Raw genomic sequence first — 18,255 nt, 5'->3', positions numbered from 1 at the left:
AATGGTCGAAATCGATCAGCACCGCAGCGGACTCGCCGATCAGCGAACGCGTCGCCGAATGCACCAGCACTGCCGCTGGCGCACTGTCCTCAAGCATGTAGGCCAGGCGCTCGGCCGGATAACCCGGGTCCAGCGGCACATAAGCGCCGCCGGCCTTGAGAATGGCCAGCAAACCGACCAGCAGTTGCGGCCCGCGCTCGACGCAGATCGCCACCCGCGAATCGCTGCCCACACCGCATTGGCGCAGGTGATGCGCGAGCTGGTTGGCGCGGCGGTTCAACTCGCCATAACTCAAATGCAACTCGGCGCACACCACGGCCTCAGCTTCTGGCGTGCGCAAAACCTGCGCCTCGAAGCGGCCATGGACAGTCTGCCCAAGATCATCCGCGGTTGCGGTCGAGTTCAGATCAACCAGCAAATGCTGGCGCTCTTCATCCGCCAACAGCTCGACCTGCGCAAGCACCGCTTGATCGTTGCTGACCATCGCTTGCAGCAAGCGCAGGAAGTAACCGACATAACGCTGGATCGTCACCTCATCGAACAAGGCAATGGCGTATTCCAGCGAACCGCGAATGCCGTCGGCGGCCTCCGCGAGGGTCAACGACAAATCGAATTTGGCAAAATGGCTTGGCTCGGCGACGCTTTCCAGCGTCAGGTCGCCCAGGCTCAGGCCGGTGCCGTGGCCGCTGTCCCAACTGAACATCACCTGGAACAACGGGCTGTGCGCCATGCTGCGCAACGGTTTGGTGATTTCCACCACTTGCTCGAACGGCAGATCCTGATGCGCCTGCGCCGCCAGGGTTTGCGCCTTGACCCGCGCCAGCAATGCCTCGCTGCTCAATTCACCGGAGGTGTCGATACGCAGCGCGAGGGTGTTGACGAACATGCCGATCAACCCTTCGATCTCGACGCGGCTGCGGTTGGCCACAGGCGAACCAATGACCACTTCGGACTGACCGGATAAACGACTCAACAGGCTCGCCCACGCGCTGATCATCAGCATGTACATCGTCACGCCGTGGCGCTGGGACAGGGCTTTGAGCCCGGCACTCAAACGCTCGTCGAGCAGCACATCGACGGTGCTGCCGGCGAAATCCTGTTCTGCCGGGCGCGGTCGATCGGTCGGCAGCATCAACAGCGCCGGCGCGCCGGCCAACGTTTGTTGCCAGTACTCGCTCTGACGCTGCAACACCTCGCCGCTGAGCCAGCGGCGCTGCCACACCGCGTAATCGCTGTATTGCAGCGCCAGCGGTGGCAGCGGGTCGGGCTGGCCGTGGCTGAACGCCTGATACAACGCCATCAGTTCACGGGTCAAAATCCCCATCGACCAGCCATCGGAGATGATGTGATGCAGGGTCAGCAGCAGCACATGGTGGTCATCGGCCAGACGCACCAGCCGCCCGCGAATCAGCGGGTCGTCCTGCAAGTCGAAAGGCCCGGAAGCTTCGCCCTGAATCAGCGCCAACAAGGTTTTGTCAGGTTGCGGGTGTTGCCGCAGATCTTCGACGCGCAACAGCAAACCGCTGTCGACCGGGGCAATCAATACCTGTGCTTCGTCGTTGAACTGGGCAAAACGGCTGCGCAGGGTTTCGTGGCGGGCAACGATGCGCCCCAACGCTTGTTGCAGCGCCTCTTCGTTCAGATGGCCACGCAGGCGCAGACCGATAGGGATGTTGTAGGCGGTGTTGGCACCTTCCATTTGCGCCAGAAACCACAAACGTTGCTGGGCAAAAGACAGCGGCAACGCACCGTCACGGGCCACCGGCACAATCTCCGGTTGCGTGCTACGCCCGGCTTGCGCCACCGCTGCGGCGACCGCCGCCAGTTCGGCATTGGCGAACAGATCGCCCAGCGCCAGCTCTACCCCGAGACGTTGGCGAACCTGCGACACCATGCGCATCGCCAGTAGCGAATGGCCGCCGAGTTCGAAAAAGTGATCCTGACGCCCTACTCGCTCAACCTGCAGCACTTGCGCCCAGATCTGCGCCAGCGCTGTTTCCAGTTCATTGTGGGGCGCCTCGTATTGGCGGGTGAACAGTGCCGCACGATCAGGCTTCGGCAGCGCCTTGCGGTCGACCTTGCCATTGGCGGTCAGTGGCAGCGCGTCGAGTTTGACGAAGGCTACTGGCACCATGTAGTCCGGCAACTGCGTCAACAGGTGCGCACGCAACTCGGCCACCGCCAGCGGTTCGACCTGCGCTTGCTCGGTGAAATAGGCGACCAGCCGCGGCTGGCCGGGTTCGTCTTCGCGTGCCAGCAGCACCGCTTCCTGGATGCCGGGCAACTGGTTGAGGCGAGTTTCGATTTCGCCAAGTTCGATGCGCACGCCACGGATTTTCACCTGATCGTCATTGCGACCCAGGTAGTCAATCGTGCCGTCGGCCCGCCAACGTGCGAGGTCACCGGTGCGATACATGCGCGCATTCGCCGCGCTGCTGAAGGGATCATCGAGGAAGCGCTCGGCAGTCAGATCGGCGCGGTTCAGATAGCCTCGCGCAACACCCGCGCCACCGACGTACAACTCGCCCATGACGCCAATCGGCACCGGGCGCTGCTGCTCATCGAGCAGATACACCGTGGCGTTGGCCACCGGTTTGCCGATGTGCAGCGCCTCACCCGCCTCGATCCGCCCAGAGGTCGCGACCACCGTGGCTTCGGTCGGGCCGTAGTTGTTGATCACGTCGAACTGCTGGTTGCGGTTGAACTGCCGCAAGCGGTCGCCACCAATCAGCAGGGTGCGCAAGGTCGGGTGTTCAAGGTTCTGGCTGAAGGCATATTCGGCCACTGGCGTCGGCAGGAAACTCACGTCCAGCGGCTGCACGCGCCACCAGTCGAGCAGCGCGTCGATGTCTTCGCTGCCTTCGTGAGTCGGCGCCAGATGCAGGGTCGCGCCGGCACACAACGCCGGCCAGACTTCCCAGGCCATGGCGTCAAACCCGAACCCGGCAAGGCTTGATGTGTGACGACCGGCGCACAGATCAAACGCTGTGCAATGCCAGTCGACCAGATTCGACAACGTGCGGTGTTCGACCATCACGCCTTTCGGCAACCCGGTGGACCCGGAGGTGTAGATCACATACGCCAGGTGCGCGCTGGTCAGGCCCGGCACCTGCGGATCAGCGGTCACGCTCAGCGGCCAGCTGCGCTGATCGAGGTCGATTACCGGCACATGCAGCGCTGGCAAGCGCTCGCGCAAAATGCTCTGGGTGAGGATAGCAACCGGGGCGCTGTCACTCAGCAAGTAGTGCAGACGATCTGCCGGATGCGCCGGGTCAATCGGCACGTAACCGGCGCCGGCCTTGAGAATCGCCACCAGCCCGACCAGCGTATCGAGGCCACGCCGGGCGACGATGGCCACACGATCGTCAGGTTTCACCCCGAGTTCAATCAACTGATGGGCCAGTGCATTGGCCTGCCGATTGAGTTCGGCATAGCTCAATTGCTCACCGAGAAAAGCCGCCGCCACGGCTTCCGGCCGCTGCGCGACTTGCGCCTCGAAACGTTGCGCGATAGTCAGCGTTGCCGGGAAATCGGCGTGGGTGGCATTGAACGCCAGCAACACTTGCTCACGCTCGGCCGCCGGTAGAATCGGCAATTGGTTGAGCGCGGTGTCCGGCGCCTGCTCAAGCGCCAGCACCAGACTTTCCAGCGCGCAGTGCAGGTACTCGCAGATGCGCTGCGGTTCGACCTCAGTGGTCGCCAGCAAAGTCAGACTGAACGCATCGCCGAAATCATCGACGCTCAGGGTCAGCGGGTAGTTGGTGCGCTCTTCGGAGCTGAGGGTGCTGATGCCCGCCCACGCGGCGAGGGTCTCGGCACTCGCCGTCGCCGCCGTGTGGCTGTGGCGGTAATTGAGCAAGGCGCTGAACAACGGCGTGGGTGCGGCCACGCCGCTGCAACGTTGCGCCAACGCCAGCGGCGCGTGTTCGTGGCGCATCAACGTGGTCAGGCGTTGGTGCGTTGCATCCACCGCAGCACGCACGCCCTGCGCATCGACATCGACCCGCAGCGGCAAGGTATTGATGAAAATCCCCAGTGCGCGCTCGGTGGCTTCGGCACCTTGCATACGGCCCATCAACACGGTGCCGAACACCACGTTGGGCTTGCCGGTCAGTGCCGCCAGCACCTGCGCCCAACCGAGATGGAACAGGCTCGCGGCACTCACCCCGAGCTGCCGCGCCTGCGCCCGCAGACGCTGGCCGAGCAGCGGGTTGATCGGCAGGCTCAGTTCGGCAATACCCAGCCCGTCGCCCTGCACATCGTGCAATCCATAAGGCAGCGTCGGCTCGCTGATATCACCGAGCATGTCGCGGAAAAACGCCTCATGTTCGGCTTCCGAGATGCCTAGCCGCGCTTGCGCCACATAGTTGCGAAACGGCACCGGCCGGCCAAGCGATTGTTGCTGACCGGTGAGGCAGGCGTGCAACTCGTGACGCACCACGTCGAGTGCCGAGTGGTCCAGCGCCATGTGATGGAACAGCAACGTCGCGACCACTCGCTGCCCGGCCTGATCCCAGGCGTAGGCCAGACGCATCAGCGGTGCACGGGTGACGTCGAGACGGAAATGCCGTGCGTCAAAGCGTTCGTGCAGTTGCTGCAAGGTATCGCCTTCGCTGTCGAGCAGCACCTCTTCCACGGGCAGTTGCACCTCGCGCCAGACCACTTGCAGCGGCGTATCCAGGCCTTCCCAATGCACCGCCGTGCGCAAGATGTCGTGGCGATCGATCACCGTTTGCAAGGCCTGAGCAAACGCCTGTAACCGCTGACGATTGCTGAACGCAAAGTACGACTGCATGACGTACGGATCGCCCTGCTCGTTACTCACGTGGTGATAGAGAATGCCTTCCTGCAACGGCGCCAGTGGATAGATGTCCTGCACATTAGCCGCGCCGCCGGGGACGTCGGCGATCAAGCGGTCAATGGTCGCTTGATCAATGTCGGCGAGGGTCAGCATTTCCGGTGTGATGTGCGTGGTGCCGGGGCGAATGCCATTGGCCGGCACGTCGATCTGGCCGGCCTTGGTGGCCGAATACTGCCCGGCGTTGATCAGTTCGATCAGCGCCGGTTTGTGTTCACGCAGCGCTGCCAGTAATGCCGGATCGCTCAAGGCCTGCTTGTTGCCGTTTACGCGCAACTGGTCGTCGCTGACCGCCAACTGAATGTCTTTGCTTTTCAGGGTTGCCAACAGTTCGATCACATTCACAGGACGATCTCCATTCTTTCCGTAATTGCGGCGTAGCCGGCCAAGGTCGGCTGTTCGAACAGCGCCCTGACATCAGCTTCCATGCCTTCCTGGCGTAACCGGCCGATGAGGCTGACCGCCAGTAATGAGTGACCACCCAGTTCAAAGAAATGGTCGTGACGCCCGACTCGTTCGACGTTGAGCAGCTCGGCCCAAAGCCGTGCGAGGATGATTTCGACTTCGCCGACCGGGGCTTCGTATTCACGGGTTTTCAGCGCGCTCTGATCCGGTGCCGGCAAGGCCTTGCGGTCGAGTTTGCCGTTGGGGCTCAGCGGCAACGCGTCCAGGTGCACGAACAGCATCGGCACCATGTAGTCCGGCAGATGCTCAAGCAGATGACTGCGCAGCACGTCGATTTCCAGACGCTCGCCGGTGTAATACGCGACCAGACGCTTGTCCCCCGGCTGATCTTCACGGGCCAGCACGGCGGCTTCCTGCACGCCAGCGATCGCGGTCATACGCGCCTGAATCTCACCCAACTCGATACGCAGGCCGCGGAGTTTCACCTGATCGTCGTTACGGCCCAGGTACTCGATATTGCCGTCGGGCAGGTAGCGGGCGACGTCGCCAGTGCGGTACATCCGGCCGTCGGGACGGAAAGGATCGTCAAGGAAGCGTTCGGCATTCAGTTCCGGGCGATTGAGGTAGCCGCGTGCGACCTGCACACCACCGATGTACAACTCACCGATCACGCCTTGCGGCACCGGTTGTTGCTGAGCGTCGAGGATGTACATACGGGTGTTGGCAATCGGTTTGCCGATCGGGGTGTTGTCCGGCGTTTGCTCGATTGGCCCGGCGCAGCTCCACGCAGTGACATCCACGGCCGCTTCGGTCGGGCCGTAAAGGTTGTGCAACTCGCTGCCCGGCAATTGCAGTTTGAAACGTCGCACCAGACTGCCCGGCAACGCTTCACCGCTGCACATCACCTGCCGCAGACCGCTGCTGCGATTGGTGTCGCTGTTGGCGAGGAACACGTCGAGCATCGACGGCACAAAGTGCAGCGTGGTGATGTTCTCGGCCTCAATCACTTGTGCAAGGTATTGCGGATCCTTGTGCCCGCCGGGTTGGGCCATGACCAGGCGCGCGCCGGTCATCAACGGCCAGAAGAACTCCCACACCGAAACGTCGAAACTGAACGGGGTCTTCTGCAACACCGAGTCGGCTGCCGTCAGACGGTAAGCGTCCTGCATCCACAGCAAACGGTTGACCACCCCGGCATGCTCGTTGACCACGCCTTTCGGCTGGCCGGTCGAGCCGGAGGTGTAGATCACATAGGCGCTGTGTTGTGGAGTCGATCCAGCGTCGGACAGATTGTCCGTCGGTTGCGATTGCCAGTGCGCTTGATCGAAATCGATCACCGGCACATCAACCTCGCCCAGCAACGCACGCGTCGAACCCTGCACCAGCACCGCCACCGGCGCGCTGTCCTTGAGCATGTAGGCCAGACGCTCCAACGGATATGCAGGATCCAGCGGTACATAACCGCCGCCCGCCTTGAGAATCGCCAACAGGCCAACCACCATTTCGAGGCTGCGTTCGACGCAGATCGCCACCCGCGAATCCGCTTGCACCCCCAACTCTCGCAGGTGCCGCGCCAGTTGATTGGCCCGGGCGTTCAGCTCGGCATAGCTCAACTGTTGCGCAGCCGTCGCCACGGCTGGTGCCTGCGGCGATCGTTGTACCTGCGCCTCGAACAGGCCATGCAGCGTTTGCTGAAGATCGTAATCGACTTCGGTGGCGTTGAATTCGCCGAGCAACTTCTGCCGCTCTGTCTCCGGCAACACCGGCAGGCGGTTCAACGGCTCCTGCGGTGTTTGCTCCAACGCCTCGGCGAGGCTCGACAAGGCCCGCAGCATGTAGCCGCAAACCCGCGCTGCGCCGATGTTCGAAGGGGTCATGACGGTCAGGTAAAAGCCCTGACCGAGGTCATCGACGTTGAGGCTCAATGGATAGTTGGTGCGCTCTTCGCTGGAGAGGCTGTCGATGCCTTGCCAGGTCAGGCGAGTCGCTTGCTGCTGTTGTTCGCTGACGCTGTGGCGGTAGTTGAGCATGGCGCTGAACAATGGCGATGACGCGGTCACACCACTGCAACGCTGGGCCAGCGCCAGTGATGCATGTTCGTGGCCGAGCAATGCAGTCAGTTGCGCATGCGTCGCCCTGACGCCCGCACGCACTGGCGTGTCACCCACATCCACGCGTATCGGCAAGGTATTGATGAACATCCCCAAGCCACGATCAGCGCCGGAGCCACCCTGCATCCGCCCCAGCAGCACAGTGCCAAACACCACGCGGTCCTGACCCGAAGTCGCCGCCAGCACTTGTGCCCACGCCAGATGGAACAGGCTGGCAACGCTCACGCCTGACTGCCGCGCCTGACTGCGCAGGCGCATGGCCAACGCCTCGGGCACGCTTTGGCGGACTTCTTCAATGTCATTGCCGTCACCGCGCACATCGAGCATACCGAATGGCAGCGTCGGCTCGTCGATGGCGCCAAGCATCTCGCGGAAAAACCCTTCGTGTTCCTGCTCGCTGATGCCCAACCGCGTCTGGGCCACATAGTTGCGGTAAGGCACCGCAGGCATTGGCGGCTCGCCATGCCCCAAAAGGATCGCCAGCATTTCCTGCTGCACAACCTCCAGCGCGGTGTGGTCCATGACGATGTGATGGAACAGCAGCATCGCCACCACGCGATCATTGAGCGGGTCCTGCGCATACACCAGACGCGTCAATGGCGCCTGGCTGATGTCCAGACGGAAATGCCGTGCGTCGAAACGCTCATGCAACTGCGCCAGCACATCGCCCGCAGCCGGGTCGAAGGCGATTTCCTGCACCGGCAGTTCAGCAGCGCGCCAGACCACCTGCACGGGTGCGGCCAACCCTTGCCAGACCACCCCGGTACGCAGGATGTCATGACGCGCCATGACCTGGCGCAATGCGCCGGCATAGGCTTGCAGACGTTCAAGGCTGTCGAACGCCAGACGCGATTGCAGCAGGTACGGATCGCCGCGCTCGGCGGTGATGTAGTGATAAAGAATGCCTTCCTGCAACGGCGCCAACGGATAAATGTCCTGCACATTCGCCGCGCCGCCCGGCACCGTGGCGACGATGCGCTCGATGCTGGCCTGATCCAGTTGCACCAGCGGCAACATGTCCGGGGTGATGTGCGCGCAATTGTCCGGAATCAGATTGGCCGGTACTTCGACCTCGCGGCCACTGCCCACCGCAGCGGCCAGCGCGGCCAGGGTTGGCTGGCTGAACAATGCGCGCACGTCGGTGCTCAAACCGGCCTGACGCATGCGCTCGATCAGCGTCACCGCCAGCAGCGAATGCCCGCCCAGTTCGAAGAAGTTGTCGTGACGGCCGACCTGTTCGACCTGCAGTACCTCAGACCAGATCTGCGCCAACGTCGCTTCGACAACGCCTTGTGGCGCTTCGTACTCGCGGCTGAGCCAGGCGTTCTGATCCGGCTCGGGCAAGGCCTTGCGGTCGAGCTTGCCGTTGGCGGTCAGCGGCAGGTTGTCCAGTCGCACATAGGCTGCCGGAACCAGCGCTGGCGGCAACTGCGCTTGCAGATGACTGCGCAGATCTTCGATCTCGACGCCCAACTGTCCGGTGAACCACGCCAGAAGTTGCCCATCGCGCACCAACACCACGCAATCCTGCACGGCATCGTGGCTGCTCAACGCCGCTTCGATTTCACCCAGTTCAATGCGCACACCACGCAGTTTGACCTGATCGTCGTTACGCCCCAGATATTCGATATTGCCGTCGGCCAGCCAGCGGGCGAGATCGCCGGTGCGGTACATGCGCGCCTGCGGTTCGTCGCTGAACGGGTCTTCGAGGAAGCGTTCGGCGCTCAGCTCGGGCCGATTCAGATAACCGCGCGCCACGCCGGCACCGCCAACGAACAATTCACCTGCGACGCCCACCGGCACCGGCCGTTGTTGTTCGTCGAGCAGATACACCTTGGCATTGGCCATCGGTCGACCGATGTGCAGCACCTGCCCGGCCTCGACCGCGCCGGACGTTGCAACCACCGTAGCCTCGGTCGGGCCGTAGTTGTTGATCACCGCAAAGGTCTGATTCCGAGGGAACTGCCGCAACTTGTCGCCACCGATCAACAACGTGCGCAAAGTCGGGTGCCCAAGGTCGCGACTGAAGGCATATTCGGCCACCGGTGTCGGCAGGAAACTTACCTGCAACGGCTGTGCGCGCCACCAGTCAAGCAAGTCATCGAGGTGCTCGTTGCTCACCGATTGCGGCGGCAGATGCAGAGTCGCCCCCACACACAGCGCCGGCCAGACTTCCCAGGCCATCGCATCAAAACCGAAACCGGCGACACTCGCGGTGTGGCTGCCGGCCTGTAGATCGAAGGCCTCGCAGTGCCAGTGCACGAGGTTTTCCAGCGTCGCATGCTCGACCATCACGCCTTTCGGCTCACCGGTGGAGCCGGAGGTGTAGATCACATAGGCCAGATGCGCGGGCGTCAGGGTCGGCAGTTGCGGATTGGCCTCGGACAGGTGTTGCCAGGTGGGGTTGTCCAGATCAATTATCGGCATCCGCCCCAGCAGCTCTCGGGTCGAAGCCTGCGCCAGCACCGCCACGGGATCGCTGTCCTGCAACAGATAAGCAATGCGCTGCGCCGGGTACGCCGGATCGACCGGCACATAACCCGCCCCGGCCTTGAGAATCGCCAGCAACGCCACGAGCATGTCCGGGCTGCGGCGCAGGCACACGGCAATGCGGTCATCGGGCTGCACGCCGAGGCCGAGCAAGTGATGAGCGAGGCGATTGGCGCGCTGATTGAGCTGAGCGTAGGTCAACTGCTGCGCGCCCTGAACCACCGCCAGAGCATCCGGCTGCTGCTCGGCCTGAGCTTCCACCAAACGATGGATCGTCGCGCCACGTGGATACGCTGCTGAATGCTGGTTGAAACCGACCAGCAAGTGCTCGTACTCCGCGACCGAGAGAATCGGCAAACGATTGAGCGGGCGTTGCGGCGCCTGTTCCAGCGCCGTCGCCAGATGTTCGAGCGCGGTGTGCATGTAGCTGCAAATTCGTTGCGCGCCGATCTGCCCTACGGCCAGCACCGCCAAGGCAAAACCCTCGCCGAGATCATCAACGCTCAGCGTCAGCGGGTAATTGCTGCGCTCTTCGCCGCCCAAGTGCCGTACGCCCTCCCAAATCCCCTGCCCCGCTTGTACTTGGGAGTCTGCGGCACTGTGGCGGTAGTTGAGCAATGCACTGAACAACGGCGTCGAGCCGGACACCGCGCTGCAACGCTGGGCCAGCGCCAGTGATGCATGTTCATGGCCCAGCAGCGCAGTCAGCCGGGCGTGGGTACGCTTGACGCCAGCGCGCACGCCTTCGCTGACATCCACGCGCAAGGGCAAAGTGTTGATAAACACGCCAAGGGTGCGATCCGCGCCCTCGCCGCCCTGCATACGTCCCATAAGCACGGTGCCGAATACCACATCGCGGCGATTCGACAACACGCCCAGCACCTGCGCCCAGGCCAGGTGCATCAGGCTCGCCGGACTGACGCCCAACTGTCTGGCCTGCTCGCGCAACCGCACGTTCAGATCGGCATCGACCGCTTGCAGGGCTTCTTCTATATCGCTGCCATCGCCCTGCACATCCTGCAAGCCGAACGGCAATGTCGGCTCATCGATATCGCTGAGCATCTCGTGGAAAAACACCTCGTGCGCTTGCTCGTCAGCACCCAGACGCGCCTGCGCCACATAGTTGCGATACGGCATCGGCGTTGTCAGGGTGTGCGCCTGGTTGAACATGATCGCGCGCATTTCCTGACCGACCACGTCCATGGCGGTGTGATCGAGGATCAAGTGCTGGAACAGCACAATCGCCACCACTTGTTGCTGCGCCGGGTCCTCGGCATAAACGATGCGCAGCAACGGCGCCTGGGTCAGGTCGATGCGGTGATGTCGAGCGTCGAAGCGCTGATGCAACTGCTCGAGAATATCGCCATGCGCCGGGTCCAGCGGCACCGCTTGCACCACCAGTTGCGCCTGACGCCACACCACCTGGTGAGCGCTCGGCAGGCCTTCCCAGACCACGCTGGTGCGCAGAATGTCGTGACGGACGATGACCTGCTGCAAAGCGTCAGCGAAGTTGTGCAAACGTTCAAGGCTGTCGAATGCGAGGCGCGATTGCAGCAGGTACGGATCGCCCTGTTCGGCGCTGAGGTGGTGATAGAGGATGCCTTCCTGCAACGGTGCCAGCGGATAAATGTCCTGCACGTTGGCCGCGCCGCCCGGCACCGTGGCGACGATGCGCTGGATACTGGCCTGATCAAGTTCAGTCAGGCTCAGCATGTCCGCAGTAATGTGCGTGCATCCGGCCGGGATCAGGTTGGCCGGTACCTCTATCTCGCGACCGCTGCCCACCGCCGCCGCCAATGCAGCGAGGGTCGGCTGGTTGAACAGCACGCGCACATCGGCACTGAGGCCGAGCTGACGCATGCGCTCGATCAGGCTCACCGCCATCAGCGAATGGCCGCCAAGTTCAAAGAAGTGGTCAAACCGACCGATGCGCTCGACCTTGAGCAGGTCGGCCCAGATTCCCGCCAGAGCGACTTCCACCTCGCCCTGCGGTGCCGCGAACTCGCGGCTGAGTAGCGCGTCCTGATCGGGCGCCGGCAACGCCTTGCGATCCAGTTTGCCATTGGCCGTCAGCGGCCATGCGTCCAGTCGCACATAGGCCGAGGGCAGCATGTAGTCGGGCAACTGCCCTTGCAATTGAGCGTGCAACTCGCTGATTGCAGGCACATGAGCAGTGTCCTGTGCGGTGAACCACGCCACCAGACGCTTATCGCCCGGCACGTCTTCGCGCAGCAGTACCACGACATCGCGGACCCCGGCGCAAGCACACAGGCGGGTTTCGATCTCCCCCAGTTCGATGCGATAGCCGCGAATTTTCACTTGCTGGTCATTGCGCCCCAGGTACTGCAACGTGCCGTCGGCCAGCCAGCAAACCAGATCACCGGTGCGGTACATCCGCGCACCCGGCACGTCGGCAAACGGGTCGGCCAGAAATTTCTCTTCGCTCATTTGGGGCTGATTCAGATACCCCTTCGCCACCCCGGCACCGCCGATGAACAGCTCACCGACTGCGCCCACCGGGAGCGGTTGTTGACGGGCATCGAGCACATAGCAGCGGGCGTTGCCGATCGGTCGGCCAATGGCAATGCTGCCGGTTTCGAGTGCGCGGATTTCATGGGTGGTGGTGAATGTCGTGGCTTCGGTCGGGCCATAGCCGTTGAGCAGATGCTGCGGTGCGCCATCACGCAGCACGCGGGCGATCACCGCAGGATCGAGAACGTCGCCGCCGACCAGCAGATAACGCAGGCGACGGAACGCCGGCATCAAGTCATCGGCGTATTGGTGGAACAGGCCAGCGGTCAACCACAGCACGTTGACGGCCTGCGTCAGCAACACGTTGAGGAAGCTCTCGCGAGACAGCACTTGGTCTTGCCCGATCACCACCACCGCGCCGCCGTTAAGCAGCGGCGCCCAGACCTCCAGCGTACTGGCGTCGAATGCAGGGTTCGAGGCGAACGCTATGCGGTCGCCGGCATTGAAATCGGCGTAGCCATTGTTGATCACCAATCGCGTGACTGCCCGATGCGGCACCAGTACACCTTTTGGCGCGCCGGTGGAACCCGAGGTGTACATGATGTAGGCCAGCGATTCTGCGGACTGCGGCAGATTCGGGTTGTGCGCGGGATACTCGCCCAGTAACAGCGTGTCGAGGTCCAGACGTCGCGCCGAGTATTCGACGGCTGCGTCGCTCTGCGTCAGCAACAGCACCGCACGGCTGTCCTGCACCATGAAGCCCTGACGCTCGGCCGGGGCGTTGATGTCCAGCGGCACGTACACCGCCGCGCACTTGTTGATCGCGAGGATGCAGACCAGCAGATCCAGCGAGCGCTCAAGCAACGTCGCCACGCTGTGCCCCGGTTGCACACCGAGTCCGATCAGGTGGTGAGCCAGACGATTGGCGCGGCGGTTCAGTTCTTCATAGCTCAGTTGCTGGCTGTCCTGCATCGCCGCCAGTGCCTGCGGACGCAGCGCTGCCTGGGCTTCGAACAGGCGCTGCACGGTTTGCTCACGCGGGTAATCCCGGCCGGTAATGTTGAAGCCGACCAGCACCCGTTGCCGCTCGCTCGGCGAAAGGATCGACAACTGCTGCAACGGCGTGGTCGGGTGCGACTCCAACGCCTTCACCAGATTGTGCAACGCGGTGTGCAGGTAATCGCAGACCCGTGCGCCATCCACTTGCGGCAATGCCTGCACCCCCAGACGAAAGCCCTCGCCGAGGTCATCGACGTTGATGACCAACGGGTAGTTGCTGCGTTCGCGGGAGCTAAGAATCTGAATACCGTCCCACGCCACGCCGGCGGATTGCGGCGCACTGTGGCGGAAATTGAGCAAAGTGCTGAACAGCGGCAGCGATCCGGACACACCGCTGCAACGTTGGGCCTGCGCCAACGAGGCCTGTTCATGCCCGAGCAGTTGCGCCAGACGTTCGTGCGTGGCACGCACGCCCTCTTGCACCGTGGTTGGCCCCACGCTGACGCGCAACGGCAACGTGTTGATGAACATGCCCAGCGCGCGATCAGCACCCGCGCCGCCCTGCATCCGCCCCAGCAGTACCGTGCCGAATACCACCTCATCGCGGCCCGACATTTGCGCCAATACCTGGCCCCACGCCTGATGCACCAGACTCGCCACACTAATGCCGAGCCGGCGCGCCTGTTCACGCAGACGCTCGGCAACGCCGGCATCCAGCGCCTGTTCGGTGTCGACAATCGTGCTGCCATCGCCGTGTACATCCTGCAACCCGAAGGCCAGGGTGGGTTCGTCGATGTCGCCAAGCATGTCGCGAAAGAATGCTTCGTGGGCGTCAGCATCTGCGCCGAGCCGCGCCTGTGCTACGTATTGACGGTACTGCACCGGAGCCGGCAGATCGCTCGATTGCTCGCGCATGGCCTCATCCATTTCGGCCACCAGCATTTCCAGTGCCGTGTGGTCGAGCACAATGTGATGAAACAGCAGGATGGCAACCCAGCGCTGGTGCGGCACATCTTCGGTGTAGGCGAAACGCATCATCGGTGCACGATTGAGATCCAGTCGATAGTGTCGCGGATCGAAACGGGCCTGCATCTGCTCCAGTACATCGCCTTCCAGCAGGTCGGCATCGACTCGCTCCAGCGCCAGCGGAGCCTGGCGCCAAACCACTTGTACCGGTTCTTCCAGACCCTCCCAGACCACGCTGGTGCGCAGGATGTCGTGACGGGCGATCACCGCGTTCATGGCGCGGACGAAGGCTTTGATCTGCGGCAAACCGTCGAAGGCGAATTGCGCCTGCAACACATACGGGTCACCGGCATGGGTTGCCAGATGGTGGTACAGAATCCCCGCCTGCAACGGTGCCAGGCCATAGATGTCCTGCACGTTGGCGATACCACCGGGCACCGTTGCGATGACACGGTCGATGCCTGCCTGATCCAGCGCGGCCAGCGGCAACATCTGCGGGGTGATGCGCGCGCAGCCAGGCTCGATCAGGTTGTCCGGCACCACGATGGTTTGCGCTGCGCCCAGCGTTGCCGCCAGTGCTGCCACACTTGGCTGGCCGAACAGCACGCGCACGTCGCAATGCAATTCGTGTTGGCGCATGCGCTCGATCAGCTTGACCGCCAGCAACGAATGGCCACCCAGCTCGAAGAAATTGTCATGCCGGCCGACCTGCTCGACACCGAGCAAGGTCTGCCAGATGTCGGCGATAAGCGTCTCCACGGCGCCGACCGGTGCTTCGAAACCGCGACGGGCAAACGCTTCGCTGTCGGGCTGCGGCAACGCCTTGCGGTCGAGCTTGCCGTTGGTCGTCAGTGGATAGGCATCGAGGCGCACAAAAGCGCTCGGCACCATGTACTCGGCCAGCGACGCCAGCAGTTGTTCGCGCAGTTGCGCGGCGCTGGGCTCAGCACCTTCGGCCGCCAGCCAGTACGCCACCAGACGCTGGTCGCCGGGGCCGTCTTCACGAGCAATGACCACGGCTTCGCGGACGCCGTCGCAGGCGGCCAGGCGCGCTTCGATTTCACCGAGTTCGATGCGGAAACCGCGAATCTTCACTTGATCGTCATTGCGTCCGAGGTATTCGAGGCTGCCGTCGGCCGTCCACCGTGCGAGGTCGCCAGTCTTATACAAGCGCGCTTCGGCACGGCCACTGAACGGGTCAGCAATAAAGCGCTCGGCGGTCAGTGCCTCGCGATTGAGGTAACCCCGGGCCACCCCGGCACCGCCCACGTACAACTCGCCGACAACGCCCGCCGGCACCGGCTCGCGTTGCGTGTCCAGCACGTACAGTTGCAAATCGGCAATGCCGACGCCAATCGGGCTGCGGCCAACCAGTTGCGCATCGGCTGCCGCCAGTGGGCGATAGGTCACGTGCACGGTGGTTTCGGTGATGCCGTACATATTCACCAGGCGCGTGCCGGCATTACCCACCCGCGCATACCACGGTTTGAGCAGGCCAGGCTCCAGGGCTTCGCCGCCGAAAATCACTTCGCGCAGCGAGTGCTGCAACGGGCTGCGACCCTGTGCGGCGATCAGTTGGCGGAATGCACTCGGGGTCTGGTTGAGCACGGTCACGCCGCTGCGGCACAGCAATGCGTAGCAGTCGTCCGGGGAACGGCTGACCGCCTGCGGCACCAGCAACAGTTGCCCGCCAAATGCCAACGCCCCCCAGATTTCCCACACCGAGAAATCGAACGCGAAGGAATGGAACAGCGCCGAGACGTCTCGGGGGTTGAAGTTGAACCAGTCATGAGTCGCCGAGAACAGCCGCACCACGTTGCGATGCTCGACCATCACGCCTTTCGGCAGACCGGTGGAGCCAGAGGTGTAAATCACATAGGCGAGATGACTCGGGGTCAGCTCGGGAATCTGTGGATTACTGCTCAGTTCAGCCTGCAACTGCGCACTGTCGAGGTCGATGATCGGCATGTCGGGTGCACCGACTCGATCAAGGGTTTGCGCCTGAATCAACAGCGCCACCGGGGCACTGTCTTCAAGGGTGTAGGCGATGCGCTCCAGCGGATACGCCGGATCGATCGGCACGTAACCCGCGCCAGCCTTGAGCACACCGAGCAGGCCGATGATCATCTGCGGTCCGCGTTCGACGCAGATTGCCACCCGGTCATCGGGACGAATGCCGCGCGCCAGGAGTTGATGCGCAACCTGATTGGCGCGGCGATTGAGCTCGCCATAGCTGACGGTGCGCCCCTCGAACATCAGTGCTGTAGCGTCTGGCCGCGCCTGCGCATGGGTTTCGAACTGCTGGTGAATCAGCGGCGTTTCGGGGAAGCGTGGCAACGGCGAATTGACTCCGTGCAGCAGGTATTCGCGCTCCTGCGGCGGCAAGATGTCGAGGTTGTGCAGCGGCGCATTTGGCGTTGATTGCAGCGTCTGTACCAGGCTGTGCAGCGCGGTGTTCAGGTAGCGTGTGATGCGTTCGGCTCCGAGAGCGACATCAGCCAGTGCGGTCATACGCAAGTCTTCGCCGAGGTCATCGATGTTGACGGTCAACGGATAGTTGGTGCGCTCACGGGCGCCCAATACTTGCACGCCGGTTGCCAGCTCGCTGACCTCGGCGACTTCTTCGGCGCTGCTGTGGCGATAGTTGAGGATCGCACTGAACAGCGGCGTCGGCACCGCAACAGCACTGCATCGCTGAGCCAGGGCCAGCGAGGCCTGCTCATGCGCGAGCAACGCGGTCAAACGCCGATGCGTCGTCAAGACGGCGGCGCGCGCGCCTTCCTGACCGACATCCACCCGCAGCGGCAGCGTATTGATGAACATCCCCAACGCCTGTTCGCCTCCCTCGCCCGCCTCCATGCGTCCCAGCAGCACAGTGCCAAACACCACCGCCGTACGCCCGGACAACTGGCCGAGCACTCGCGCCATCGCCAGATGCAGCAGGCTTGCGACGCTAACACCGAGCTGCCTGGCCTGCGTGCGCAGTTGCCGGCTCAATGTGCTGTCGAGCAGCAGCGACGACTCTTCGATACCTCGACCGTCGCCCTGCACATCCTGCAAGCCGCAGGGCAAAGTCGGCGCATCGATGTCGGCGAGCATCTCGCGGAAAAACGCTGTCTGGGCCTGCTCGTTCAGGCCCAGGCGTGCCTTGGCCAGGTGATCGCGATACGGCACGGCCGGGCCGACCTGCTCCGCGTGTCCAAGAAGGTATGCCCGGGTTTCGCGGCGCACCACGTCGAGGGCGACGTGGTCCATGATCAAGTGGTGGAACAGCAACAACGCAACCACGCGATCATTGTCCGGATCGGCGGCGTACACCAGACGCAGCAACGGTGCCTGCTGCACATCGAGACGGAAAAACCGTGGGTCATGACGTTCCAGCAACTGCGTCAGTACGTCACCGTCGGCGTCGAGCTCGACTTCTTCGCAGAACAGCGGCGCATGGCGTTGCACCACTTGCAAGGGTTCGTCGAGCCGCTCCCAGATGAACGAGGTGCGCAAGATGTCGTGACGTTCGACCATCCATTGCAATGCCAGCGCGAAGGCGTCCAGACGTTCGCGACTATCGAAGGCGAAGCGCGCCTGCGACACATAAGGATCGCCTGCCGCAGCGGACAAATGCAGATAGAGCATGCCTTCCTGCAACGGCGCCAGCGGATAGATGTCTTGCAGGTTGGCGGCACCACCCGGCACATCGCCAATGATGCGGTCGATGGTCGGTTGATCCAGTTGCACCAGCGGCAGCATGTCCGGGGTGATGCGAAAAGCCGGGCTCAACCAGTCGCCGCCATGGCTGGTGACCAGTTCCAACAGCTGCGACTTGTGTTCGGCGAGGCTGTCCCACAACGCGTCATCCAGCGCGTCGTCGCTGCCCAGAATGACCAGGTCTTCATCTTCCTGTTGAAGGCGGATCGCATGGGTCGAAATAACAGCCATCAGTTCGCTGAAATGCAT

2 protein-coding genes (1 of these 2 cut by a window edge) are annotated in these 18,255 nt (G+C 63.0%); both read right to left on the bottom strand.

Features of this window, described 5'->3' with window-relative positions; translation table 11 throughout:
* Positions 1-5,203 carry the 5' portion of a non-ribosomal peptide synthase/polyketide synthase gene (locus ACIOWE_RS15645; RefSeq protein WP_401392964.1) on the bottom strand. 12,647 nt of this gene lie to the left of the window's left edge, so the window shows 5,203 of its 17,850 coding nt (coding positions 1-5,203); its start codon is at positions 5,201-5,203; its stop codon lies off the left edge, out of view.
* The gene (locus ACIOWE_RS15640) at positions 5,200-18,255 is read right to left on the bottom strand and encodes an amino acid adenylation domain-containing protein (RefSeq protein ID WP_401392961.1); all 13,056 of its coding nucleotides are present in this window, start codon (positions 18,253-18,255) and stop codon (positions 5,200-5,202) included. Before ACIOWE_RS15640 ends, ACIOWE_RS15645 begins: the two co-directional genes overlap by 4 nt.

It is taken from the genome of Pseudomonas sp. NPDC087598 (genome assembly GCF_044743525.1).
In the GTDB taxonomy this organism is placed as follows: Bacteria; Pseudomonadota; Gammaproteobacteria; order Pseudomonadales; family Pseudomonadaceae; genus Aquipseudomonas.
This window is presented reverse-complemented; position numbering and strand designations above follow the sequence as displayed.

Bases quoted from the DNA above. Each gene is read 5' to 3' on its own strand.
- ACIOWE_RS15640 (WP_401392961.1), bottom strand. From the start codon at position 18,255: ATGCATTTCAGCGAACTGATGGCTGTTATTTCGACCCATGCGATCCGC.